This is a genomic window from Thermosediminibacter litoriperuensis (assembly GCF_008124715.1).
Lineage (GTDB): Bacteria > Bacillota > Thermosediminibacteria > Thermosediminibacterales > Thermosediminibacteraceae > Thermosediminibacter > Thermosediminibacter litoriperuensis.
In genome coordinates this window covers 141,164-152,973 of record NZ_VNHO01000001.1, presented here as the reverse complement: position 1 = coordinate 152,973, position 11,810 = coordinate 141,164, and the positions used below count along the sequence as shown (strand labels likewise).

General features: G+C 46.8%; 13 protein-coding genes. 12 read left to right on the top strand and 1 reads right to left on the bottom strand.

What is annotated here, in order from left to right; genetic code table 11:
• The 4 genes from LZ11_RS00845 to pyrR form a co-directional block, all read left to right on the top strand.
• On the top strand, positions 1-306 hold a 306-nt coding region (locus LZ11_RS00845; RefSeq protein ID WP_187695037.1), incomplete at its 5' end, for a transposase.
• Positions 307-424: 118 nt separating this feature from the next.
• Positions 425-877, top strand: a complete 453-nt coding sequence (lspA, locus tag LZ11_RS00840) for a signal peptidase II (protein ID WP_148865730.1) — start codon at positions 425-427, stop codon at positions 875-877.
• Between the two features lie 19 nt (positions 878-896).
• A complete protein-coding gene (locus LZ11_RS00835; protein ID WP_148865728.1) occupies positions 897-1,820 on the top strand; it encodes an RluA family pseudouridine synthase in 924 nt (307 codons plus the stop codon).
• Positions 1,821-2,357, top strand: a complete 537-nt coding sequence (pyrR, locus tag LZ11_RS00830; protein ID WP_148865727.1) for a bifunctional pyr operon transcriptional regulator/uracil phosphoribosyltransferase PyrR — start codon at positions 1,821-1,823, stop codon at positions 2,355-2,357.
• A 14-nt stretch (positions 2,358-2,371) separates the two neighbouring features.
• Here the strand turns inward: pyrR and LZ11_RS00825 are convergent, their stop codons facing one another.
• A complete protein-coding gene (locus LZ11_RS00825; protein WP_148865725.1) occupies positions 2,372-4,144 on the bottom strand; it encodes an Rqc2 family fibronectin-binding protein in 1,773 nt (590 codons plus the stop codon).
• 127 nt (positions 4,145-4,271) lie between these two features.
• Here LZ11_RS00825 and dapF point away from each other — a divergent pair, with 127 nt between their 5' ends.
• From dapF to priA, 8 genes are all read left to right on the top strand, one after another.
• Positions 4,272-5,114, top strand: a complete 843-nt coding sequence (gene dapF / locus LZ11_RS00820) for a diaminopimelate epimerase (protein ID WP_148865723.1) — start codon at positions 4,272-4,274, stop codon at positions 5,112-5,114.
• Positions 5,115-5,131: 17 nt separating this feature from the next.
• Positions 5,132-6,295: an LL-diaminopimelate aminotransferase gene (locus LZ11_RS00815; protein WP_148865721.1), complete on the top strand. Its 1,164-nt coding sequence runs from the start codon at positions 5,132-5,134 to the stop codon at positions 6,293-6,295.
• A gap of 23 nt (positions 6,296-6,318) precedes the next feature.
• Positions 6,319-7,191: a YicC/YloC family endoribonuclease gene (locus LZ11_RS00810; RefSeq protein WP_148865720.1), complete on the top strand. Its 873-nt coding sequence runs from the start codon at positions 6,319-6,321 to the stop codon at positions 7,189-7,191.
• Between the two features lie 19 nt (positions 7,192-7,210).
• Entirely contained in the window at positions 7,211-7,480 is a 270-nt protein-coding gene (gene remA / locus LZ11_RS00805; RefSeq protein ID WP_013275823.1) for an extracellular matrix/biofilm regulator RemA, read from the top strand.
• A gap of 12 nt (positions 7,481-7,492) precedes the next feature.
• Entirely contained in the window at positions 7,493-8,113 is a 621-nt protein-coding gene (gene gmk, locus LZ11_RS00800; RefSeq protein ID WP_148865718.1) for a guanylate kinase, read from the top strand.
• On the top strand, positions 8,110-8,316 hold the full coding sequence (gene rpoZ, locus LZ11_RS00795) for a DNA-directed RNA polymerase subunit omega (protein WP_148865716.1): 207 nt from the start codon (positions 8,110-8,112) through the stop codon (positions 8,314-8,316). The genes gmk and rpoZ overlap by 4 nt, the downstream gene beginning before the upstream one ends.
• 13 nt (positions 8,317-8,329) lie before the next feature.
• A complete protein-coding gene (coaBC, locus tag LZ11_RS00790) occupies positions 8,330-9,529 on the top strand; it encodes a bifunctional phosphopantothenoylcysteine decarboxylase/phosphopantothenate--cysteine ligase CoaBC (RefSeq protein WP_148865714.1) in 1,200 nt (399 codons plus the stop codon).
• 72 nt (positions 9,530-9,601) lie between these two features.
• Positions 9,602-11,800, top strand: a complete 2,199-nt coding sequence (gene priA, locus LZ11_RS00785; RefSeq protein WP_148865712.1) for a replication restart helicase PriA — start codon at positions 9,602-9,604, stop codon at positions 11,798-11,800.
• Positions 11,801-11,810: the final 10 nt, after the last annotated feature.

Sequence of the window (11,810 nt, the reverse complement as noted above, 5' to 3'; positions counted from 1 at the left end):
GAAAAAGCGGAAGATATAAGACACACCCAATGGGGTAAAGAACTATACAAAATGCGCGGCCAGACCATCGAGCGGGTATTTGCCGATGCGAAGGAAAAGCATGGCATGCGCTATACAAATCTACGAGGCTTGAGGAAAGTCGGACATTACCTCACGCTTCTTTTCGCATGCATGAATTTAAAAAAGCTGGCTTTATGGAAGAAAAGACGGGGAACGTTTCCGCCAACAGTCCCCGCTTTACATTCGTTTTTCTTAAAAATTTTCTTCGCCTTCAACAAAAAGCCGCTTTTAGGATGCATAACCTAAAAGCGGCTTTGTCTACAAGCTGAAATACCCGTTTTGGGTATTTATTTTTTATTCGTTGAAGTTCTCAAGCCGCTGGTATATAATTTTGATGTGAATTTAATACGCGGGGGTTTTAATATTGAGTGCATGGATTCTGGCAGCAGCCGTTTTCATTATCGATCAATTCACTAAATACATCGTTCGGGTTGGAATGGTTCCCCATCAGTCAATTCCGGTCATTAAGGATATACTGTATATAACTTATATCCAGAATACGGGGGCGGCTTTCAGCATCCTCCAGGGCAGGGTGATCTTTTTCACAACAGTATCCTTGATGGTCATAGCTGCCCTCATTTTTTACATCTTCCGAATACCCCCGGAAAAAAGATTTTTCAGGATGGTGCTTTCTCTTATTCTGGGCGGGGCTGCGGGAAATCTGGCGGACCGTTTGCGATTTGGTTACGTGGTCGATTTTATTGATTTCAGGGTATGGCCGGTGTTTAATCTGGCGGATTCGGCCATCGTTATAGGCGTGGCGTTGCTGGCGTATATAATAATCTTTGATTCTCATATTATGAAAAGCCTTGAGTGACGGACGGGAGGGCGGTTTTTTGGGTAAGGTCTTTAAAATCTCGGTGCAGGAAGAGGACGCAAAAAAGCGCCTCGACGTATTTTTGAGCGGTGCATTAAACGACCTTTCCAGGAGCTATATACAAAAGGGAATCGAAGAGGGATGGATCAGGGTAAACGACAGGAGCGTTAAACCCCATTACAAACTGAAAAAAGGCGATGTTATTGTAGCGAATATACCGTCTCCGAAACCCCTATCCCTGGAACCTGAGAACATCCCTCTGGATATAATACACGAGGACCGGGATATAATTGTGGTCAACAAGCCCCGCGGCATGGTGGTGTACCCGGCCCCCGGGAACTACTCGGGCACCCTTGTGAACGCCCTTTTATACCACACAAAAGATCTTTCTGGTATAAACGGAGTTATGAGGCCGGGCATAGTTCACCGGCTCGACAAGGATACTTCCGGAGTGATAGTTGTGGCAAAAAACGATATGGCCCACCGGGAACTTGTAAGGCAGTTTAAAAACAAGCTGGTGAGAAAAACTTATCTGGCTGTGGTATGGGGCGATATCCCGGAAGACAGAGCGACAATTGAAGCGCCTATAGGGAGGCACCCCGTGAAGCGGGTGGAGATGGCAGTGACCGCAAAGAACGGGAAAGAAGCCGTTACCCATTTTAAAGTACTGGAGAGGTTCGGAGATTTTACTTTTATCGAAGTCAACATAGAGACGGGCAGGACTCACCAGATAAGGGTACACATGAGCTTTATAGGTCACCCCGTTGTCGGCGACCCGCTGTACTCCAGAAAAAAAAGTCCCTTTAACATCAACGGGCAGGCCCTTCACGCTTACAGGCTCGGGCTGTACCATCCCCGATCTGGAGAATTTATGACCTTTGAAGCTCCCATTCCCCAAGATTTAACCGAAATGTTAAATACTTTGAGAAAAAGGGTGGTGTAAATGGAGGAAAAAGCCCGTATAATGGATGACAAGGCAATAGAACGGGCGTTGACCAGAATCAGCCACGAAATTATCGAGCGCAATAAAGGTGTCGAAGACCTGGTTCTGGTCGGCATTCGCAGGAGAGGAGCGCCTCTCGCTGCAAGACTGGCTTCGAAAATACGAGAGATAGAAGGGGTGGAAGTGCCGGTAGGGGTTCTGGATATAACCCTTTACCGTGACGACCTGTCAACCCTTTCGCAACAGCCGGTTGTAAATAAAACGGAAATTCCCTTTGAAATTACCGGGAAAAAGATAGTGCTGGTAGACGATGTGATATACACCGGCAGGACCGCGAGGGCGGCCCTGGACGCGCTGTCCGACCTGGGGAGGGCCCGGATGATCCAGCTGGCTGTACTCATCGACCGGGGCCACCGGGAACTTCCCATAAGACCGGATTATGTCGGCAAAAATGTACCCACGTCCAGGGACGAAGTAATAAAGGTAAAACTGGAGGAAGTGGACGGGGAAAACTGCGTTGTAATTCTTAAAAAATAAGCCAAAAAAGGTTGTCATATTTTAGTCAACTTTTCAATAAGATCGTCATGCGGTGTTACGTAAACGGTCTTGTGGTGATCGTAAATTACAAAACCCGGTTTTGCTCCCGGGGGCTTCCTTACGTATTTTTTCAAAGTATAGTCCACCGGGACGTTGCCGCCATTTCTGGCTTTGCTGTAATATGCCGCCAGAGTACAGGCCTCCAGGATGGTGTCGTCGTCAATCCTGCGCCCGCCCGTCTGTATTATCACGTGGGAACCGGGAGCGTCCTTAACGTGAACCCATATATCATCGGGTTTTGCCCTTCGGGTGAGCATATCGTTTTGCCTGTTATTCTTGCCTACAAGAATTACAAAGCCCGCGGAGGATTTATATTTCATGGGGTGAGAGCGGTAGTCTTCACCCTTTGTTTTTTTCTCGTGTTCTTTTATATATCCCTCATTAAATAGCTCCGACTGGATTTCGGTAACATCTTCAAGGGTTTCCGCAGCTTCTATGTTATAGAGCACGGTCTCCAGGTATTCGACTTCGCGCACCGTTTCCTCCATCTGAGCTTCTACTTTTTCCCGCGTCGCCCGGAGTTTTTTATATTTGCTGAAATACTTCTGGGCGTTTTGAGCCGGTGAAAGCTTTTCGTCCAGGGGTATTACCACACTTTTGTTTTCGTCGTAAAAATTCGGCAGGCTTATCTCTTTCATACCGGGGGTTAGTTTATAAAGATAGGCCGACAGGACCTCACCGAAGATACGAAATTTTTCTGCGTCCTGAGCTTCGGCCAGTTTTTCCCGCTGAAAGACTAAACTTTGGTTGAGTTTTTTCAGGTGTTTGGAGACGTGAAGGGTAAGAGTCTTTTTGATATTTATCAGTGCTTCGAAATCCTCTTTTTGACTGTAAAAACGGTCGACTGTCTCGTTTACACCGCAACCCGAAACCTCATAAAAAGAAGTCAGGTGGTGTAAGGGGAAGACCCAGAAATCGCAAGGCTGCCGGTTGCTGCGATCAACGTAAATTTTCGGCGAATAATGCAAATTTCTTATGTCAATCGAAAGTTTCACCAGTGTCTCGGCGATTCTCCGCTTTTCCTCCTCAGTCAATTCCGGCACGGGTTTGTTGGCGTCAATACCGCTTCTGAAGAGGATCTCTTTGGAAGCCGCTCCGCTGACCCCCATGAAGTTTTCGGTGATCCACCGGTAAACCTGTAAAGTTTTGTCAGAACGGTTTAGCAGGTCCAGGATTATTGACATAATTTGATTATTGTCAACCGAGAGCAGGCTTACCCTGTTGCTGAAAGGAGGGAATACATATTTTACTCCGGGAAGAACCTGCCTCACCCGGTTTATTTCCGGAGGTATCCTCTTTATGGAATCTATTACCGTGCCGTCGCCGGCATCAATAAGTATTATGTTGCTGTGCTTGCCCATTATCTCTACCAGCAGCGTTCTAAGAACGATCCTTCCGAATTCGTCCGTGTTTTCGACTTCTATTTCGACTAAGCGCTCCAGATCTCTTTGCTTGATTTCCCTGATCCTTCCGCCAATGAGATTTTTTCTCAACAGCATGCAGAACATAGGAGGCGAGATGGGATTTTCTTTGTGTTTTTCGGTGATGTGCAAACGGCAGTTTTGAGGATGGGCTGAAATCAGCAGTTTATTTTCTTCCCTACAATGCCGCACGAAAAGCACGATCTCGTTTTTGTCCGGCTGGTATATCTTATCAATCCGGCCGCCAACCAGTGTTTTTTTAAGTTCATGGAGAACGGCGTTCAGTACAATTCCATCAAAAGGCATGGCTACCCTCCTGTTTGAGATTAAGCTGCTACTAGTATACCATAATGCACATATTGTTTTAAGAGGAATTAGGTGGTATAATAATAAATAATGATTTTGGGAGTAATAATGAGGGTGATGGTGTAATATGAAGTTTACCAAGATGCACGGCCTTGGAAACGATTTTATAGTCGTAAACGGTTTTAAAGAAGATGTACGAATAATATTTGAAAAGGCGGAAAAAATATGCGACAGACACGCCGGCGTCGGTGCCGATGGCATATTGCTGGTTTTACCTTCGGATAAGTGTGATCTAAAGATGAGGATAATCAACAGCGACGGAAGTGAAGCCGACATGTGCGGCAACGGCATCCGCTGTTTTGCGCGCTACGCCTTTTCCAGAGGTCTGGTCAACAGGATGAGTATAACCGTCGAAACGCCCGCGGGAGTAATTAAACCGGAGATTATAATAAAGGATGACCTCATAGAAAGCGTAAGGGTGGATATGGGGTGCTATAGCCTGCGAAAAAAGGATATACCTGTGACCGGCAACCCGGATGAAGAAGCTGTGGACCTTGAAATCAGCGTAGACGACCGGGTGTTTAAGTTTACCGGCGTTTCGATGGGAAATCCTCACTGCGTGATATTTGTGGATGACGTTGAAGGGTTTCCGGTAGAGCGCTTTGGACCGGCGATCGAGAGACACCCCCTTTTCCCGAAAAGAACTAATGTGGAATTTGTGGAAGTTAAAGGACAGAACCGTTTGAAAATGAGAGTCTGGGAAAGAGGAGCTGGCCTTACAATGGCCTGCGGAACCGGTGCCTGTGCTTCGGCGGTTGCGGCTTATAAAAAGGGTATCGTGGGACCCAAAGTTACTGTAAGCCTGCCTGGAGGTGATCTTTTTATAGAAATCGAAGATAACGGTAGAGTTTACATGACAGGCCCCGCCGTAGAAGTTTATTCGGGATATATAGACCTTAACACACTTTAAATATGGAGGAGATAGTTTTGAAAACTGCAGAGCGTATCAAACAAATACCGCCTTACCTTTTTGCCCAGATTGACAAAAAAATTGCCGAGCTCAGAAAAAAAGGAATTGATGTTATAAGCCTGGGCGTGGGTGATCCGGATTTGCCGACGCCACCCAACATTATAGATGCCCTTGAAAAAGCCGCCCGGGATCCCGAATGCCATAAATACCCGGACTACGAGGGATCCCTCGATTTCAGAAAGGCTGTTGCTACATATTATAGAAGAAGGTTCGGAGTAGATTTAGACCCGGAATCCGAAGTTATGGCCCTCATAGGCTCAAAAGAAGGTATCGCCCATATATTTTTTGCCTTTATCGATCCCGGTGATTATGCTCTGATTCCGGACCCGGCTTACCCCGTTTACAAAACAGCCACGCTTTTTGCGGGAGGCATACCCTATTCTATGCCCCTGTTAAAGGAAAACAATTTCCTTCCGGATTTCTCAAGCATAGACACGGAAATAGCTAGAAAAGCAAAGCTCATGTTTTTGTGTTACCCGAACAATCCCACCGCCGCCGTAGCCGACGAAAAATTCTTTGAAGAAGCCGTGGAATTCGCAAAAACATATGATATAATAATCTGCCACGACAGCGCTTACGCCGAAGTCACCTTTGACGGATACAAGGCCCCCAGTTTGTTATCGGTGAAGGGTGCAAAAGACATAGGCGTGGAATTTGGCTCCCTTTCCAAACCCTACAGAATGACCGGATGGAGACTGGGATACGCGGTGGGCAACAAGGATGTAATTGCCGCCCTGGGGATTATAAAGACCAACGTGGATTCCGGGCAGTTTACCGCAATCCAGAGGGCGGGGATTGAAGCCCTGTTAGGCCCCCAGAATAGTTTAGATGAAATGTTATCAGTATTTAAAAGGCGGCGGGATCTCGTGGTTGAAACACTGAGAGAAGTGGGACTTGAGGTTGAACCTCCCAAGGGCACGTTTTACGTCTGGGTTCCGGTTCCGGAAGGGTATACGTCCAGCTCCTTCGCGGAAATGCTATTAGAAAAGGCGGCTGTTGTAGTTACCCCGGGTAATGCTTATGGAGATCACGGCGAGGGTTACGTGAGGATATCCCTGACCACACCGGACGACAGGCTGAAAGAAGCCATGAGGAGAATAAAGGAAAGCCTTAGTTTTTGATGCGGGAAGGTCGTTGAGTTAATATGATCAGAAGCATGACGGGCTACGGCCGCGGCAGGAGCAGCGGAAAGGTAAACTGGGAGGTTGAGATAAAATCGGTAAACCACCGTTTTCTTGAAATATATATCAAACTGCCAAGGCCCTGGCTTTTCCTGGAGGAGAGAATAAGAAGCTTTATTAAAGAGCGTATAGCCCGGGGGCGTATTGACGTATTTATAAACTACTCTTCAGAAACGCTCCCTGTAGACATTAAAATTGACAAATCGGCCGTGGAAAGTTATTATAAAAAGTTGGTAGAGATTAGGGGAGAAATTGGTTTCGAAGGCCCCGTATCCCTTTCGTTGCTTTCGATGATGCCGGACCTTTTTAAGGTGGAGCAGCAATTTCCCGAAGAGGAAGAGATGTGGTTTTCACTGAAGGGTGCTTTAAAGGAAGCTGTGGACAGCTTGATTGAAATGAGGACGAGGGAAGGTATCAATCTCTGGCAAGACATCTCCTCGAGGCTTGATATTATACAAAAAAGGGTTGAAAATATAAAAATACGGGCGGATGCCGTTGTGGATGAATATCGAAAAAGGCTCCGCCAGAAAATAGCCAGGATCGCCGGAGGAGAAGAACTAAACGAAGAAAGGCTGGAATCCGAAGTCGTGTTTTTTGCTGAGAGATCCGACATAAGCGAGGAGCTGGTAAGGATAGAAAGTCATATATCTCAACTTAAGGGTATGCCGGAGTCGAAGGATCTTTCGGGTAAAAAGATGGATTTTATTGCTCAAGAGCTTTTCAGAGAAGTAAATACCATCGCTGCCAAATCTTCCGATTATAAAATAGCGCAGGAAGTCATCGAGATCAAAAGCCAGCTGGAAAAAATCAGGGAACAATTACAGAATATAGAATAATATTTAAGGAGGGAACGTCGTGGAAATAAAGCTTGTAAATATAGGTTTCGGCAACATCGTTTCCGCCAACAGGATTATTGCGATCGTAAGCCCGGAATCCGCTCCTATCAAACGCATAATCCAGGAAGCCCGTGACAGAGGCATGCTTATCGATGCCACTTACGGGAGGCGTACCCGTGCGGTTATAATTACCGACAGCGACCATGTGATACTTTCCGCAGTACAGCCCGAAACAGTGGCTAACCGGCTGAACGACAAAGTGGTTGAAGAAGAAATAGAAGAATTATAGGAGAGAAACCTTATGCCTAAAAAGGGAATGCTGATAGTTCTATCGGGCCCTTCTGGAGCAGGCAAGGGAACGCTGTGCAATTTACTCCTGCGAAAAAGGCCCGAACTTACCCTTTCCGTTTCCGTGACTACAAGACCCCCCAGGCCGGGAGAGGTCCACGGCGTGAATTACTTTTTTACCGACAGGGAAAATTTTGAAAAAATGATAAAGAAGGGCGAATTTCTGGAGTGGGCTAGGGTCTACCACAATTATTACGGTACTCCGAGGAGATTCGTTGAGGAACAACTGAAAGCCGGGAAAGACGTAATCCTCGAAATAGATATTCAAGGGGCAAGACAGGTAAAAGAAAATTGCCCCGATGCTGTTTTTATATTTATTTTGCCGCCGGATATCGAAGAACTTAAAAATCGCATTAAAAAGCGGGGAAGTGAAACCGAAGAGTCGTTCAACCTGCGGATAAAAAGTGCCGAAGAAGAGTTAAAAGCCATATCTTATTACGACTATGCCGTGGTTAACGATGATCTGGAAGCGGCGGTAGAGAAACTTGAATCCATAATTATTGCAGAAAGATGCAAGGTTTACAGAAACATGGATTTAATACAATTAAAGCGCCGGGAGGGGATTAATATATGATGTACCCGTCCATAGATTCGCTGACCAACAAATACGAAAGTAAATACGCTCTCGTAGTCGCAGCTGCCAAAAGAGCGCGGCAACTCGTTGAAGGTTCCCCAAAACTTGTGGATGTGAAGACCACAAAACCCGTATCTATGGCCCTTTTCGAGCTGGACGCCGGGAAAATAAAAATCGAGCGCCCCATGGCCGGTAACAAATAAGTAGGGTGGATTTATGTTGAAAGATAAATTCATAGCGCTGGGAGTGACAGGCAGTATCGCTGCTTACAAAGCAGTGGAATTGGTAAGGCTTTTGAAAAAAAGGGGAGCTCAGGTTCAGGTGGTAATGACCCGGTCTGCCAGGGAATTCGTAACTCCCCTAACCTTTCAGGTAGTGTCCGGAAACCCTGTTATTACGGATATGTTCGAAAAGCCCGTTCATTGGGAAGTAGAGCACGTATCCCTTGCCGACAGGGCGGACCTTTTCGTGGTGGCTCCGGCTACCGCCAATGTAATTGCGAAAATGGCCGCCGGTATCGCTGACGACATGTTGACCGCAGCTGTTCTGGCCACCAGGGCAAAAGTGCTCGTGGTGCCGGCTATGAATGTAAATATGTTCTGTAATCCTATAACCCAAGACAACATCAATTACTTAAAAGAAAAAGGATTTTTCGTAATGGACCCTGCCGAGGGCTTTTTAGCCTGCGGCTATTCAGGCAAGGGCAGGTTTCCGGAGCCCGCCGATGTATTGAAGGTCATAGAGCAATTGGCGGGAACCGGAACTGATCTTCAAAATAAGAAAATCCTCATTACCGCAGGTCCCACCAGAGAACCCATAGACCCGGTGAGATTCATTTCCAACCGTTCCTCCGGCAAAATGGGATATGCTCTGGCGGAGGCCGCTGTGGAACGCGGCGGTGAGGTTATACTTATTTCGGGCCCTACCAGTCTTCCTCGACCAGCAGGGCTTTATAAATATGTGGCAGTGGAGACAACCCTGGAAATGCAGGAACAGGTGCTAAAATTTTTCTCATGGTGTGACGTGGTGATTAAAGCAGCCGCTGTTGCCGATTTCAGACCTAAAAACTATTCGGAGCAGAAAATAAAGAAAAAGGATGAGGGGTTGGTCCTGGAGCTGGAAAAAAACCCGGACATCTTAAAGGAACTGGGTGAAAAAAAGGAAAAGCAGATTCTGGTCGGATTTGCTGCAGAAACTGAAGATATCCAAAAAAACGCCCTAGAAAAATTAAACCGGAAAAATCTCGACTTAGTAGTGGTAAACGACGTCACGGTTGAAGGAGCCGGCTTTGGAGTTGATACCAATATTGTTAAGATTATCCATAGAAACGGTGAGATTGAAGAACTTCCCAAAATGACCAAGAAAGAAGTGGCCCATGCCATCCTGGACAGAGTAGTACAGTATCTTAGAAATTGATATAAATTTATAGTATGGTTACAGCTAAAGCACCGTTAGGTGAGGCCGTGTTATTTTCGGGAGGGGAATTTTTTGAGCAAACTGGCGGAGGTAGCTGTTGACGTTAAACATCCCGCGGTCAAGGGCGAGTATTATTATATGGTTCCTAAACCTCTGAAAGATAAAGTGCGGGTGGGCAGCAGGGTAAAGGTCCCCTTTAACAATTTAATTGTTGAAGGTGTGGTGATACGTTTCTTAGAACCCGGGGATATGGTCCCTGATTTTCAACTCAAGGAGATTATCGGCGTAGATGAGCGTTTTGTATTGCCGCAATTTATGCTGGATCTTGCCCGCAAGCTGGCTTCGTATTACGCTACAAATTTAATAGACTTTCTCAAATTGATGCTTCCCCCTTCCGTCAGCCTTCAGAAAGAAGCCGTTTACACGACCGCGGTGGAAGAAATCGGCGACATTAGATCAGAAATCCAAAAAGAGATTTTCCGGGTTATCCGGGATAAGGGCCCGGCGACGGTGGATGTAATTTCAGAAACGACGGGACTCGCCAAACCATCGGTGAGAAATGCCCTTTCAGCGTTGATGAAAAAAGGGTTTATAAAAAGGGAATGCCGCGTTAAATCGGATATCAGTCAATTTCCTAAAAGCGGAGCGCAGCCTGTATCTTACCGGCTTACTTTTGAGCAGGCTAGGGTGCTGGAAGAGATAAATAAAAATATGGAGGCAGAAAGAAAACCGGTACTGCTTTTCGGAATAACGGGGAGCGGGAAAACAGAGGTTTATATAAGGGCTATAGAGAGAGCTTTAGCAAGGAGAAAGAGGGCCCTGGTACTGGTGCCGGAAATTTCTCTAACACCTCAGATGATGGAAAGGTTTTACGCCAGATTTCCAGGAAGAGTAGCAATGATACACAGCGGGTTGTCGAGGGGTGAGAGGTTCCTGGAGTGGTACAGGGTTTACAAAGGGGACGCCGATATAACCATAGGCGCCAGGTCGGCGGTATTTGCACCCATTAAAGACCTGGGACTGATAATTATCGACGAGGAACACGAATCATCCTACAAGCAAATGGAGTTTCCTTTTTACGATGCGCGGCAGGTTGCCTGCTTCCGTGCCGAAGCCGAGGGAGCGGCGATTATTTCCGGCAGCGCCACGCCATCCGTAGAATCCTTTTACAGAGCCGTAAAAGGAGAATACATTTTTTTGAGACTGACCAGACGGGTATCGGGAAGGCCGCTGCCGCCGATCGAAATCGTGGATATGAGAGAAGAATTGAAATCCGGAAACAGGCATATATTCAGCCGGAAGCTATGCTCTGAAATGGAAGCGGCCCTGTCAAGAGGTGAACAGGTTATACTTTTTCTCAACCGCCGGGGGCATTCCACTTTTGTACTGTGCAGGGATTGCGGCTTTGTGTTAAAATGCCCCCATTGCGACATTTCCCTCACCTACCATAGCAGCGACAAGAGCGGTAGGTGTCATTACTGCGGTTACCACGTAAAGGCCCCCGATACGTGTCCCGATTGCGACAGCAGGAATATACGTTACTTCGGTGCGGGGACCGAAAAGGTGGAACAGGAATTTAAAATCCGTTTTCCCCAGGTGAACGTGGTGAGGGTTGATGCCGACTCCACTTCCAGGAAGGGCTCGCTCCAGAAGCTGCTCTCGGAATTTAAAGGCGGCAGGGCTCAGGTCATGATTGGTACCCAGACTATTGCTAAAGGCCTCGATTTTCCGGGGGTATCGCTGGTAGGTATCATCGCCGCGGATATTACTCTGAATCTGCCCGACTTCAGAGCAGGAGAAAGGACCTTCCAGCTGATAAGCCAGGTAGCCGGAAGGGCTGGCAGGGGTGAAATACCGGGCAGAGTAATAGTCCAGACATATTCTCCGGAATCTTCGGCCATTAGAGCTGCCTGCGGTTACAATTTTAAGGATTTTTACAGGGAAGAACTCAGGTGCAGGAAAAAGTTTGAATATCCGCCTTTCTGCCATATGATGAACCTGACTTTTACGGGGGCGGACCAGGACCTTGTCAGAGCAGCGGCGGAGGATGTGAGAAAAATTCTGGAACACCGGATTTCCTCCCTGGTGAAAATTTTGGGGCCCATACCGGCGCCGAGGTTCCGGGTAAAGGACAACTTCCGGTATAATATATTGCTAAAAAGCACCGAACCAGAAAGGTTAATTGAAGCCGGGGATGTTTTAAAAAATATAAAGAACTTAAACAGGAAAGTTTATCTGACCTGGGACATGGATCCCCAGGATTTACTGTAAACGGAGGCTT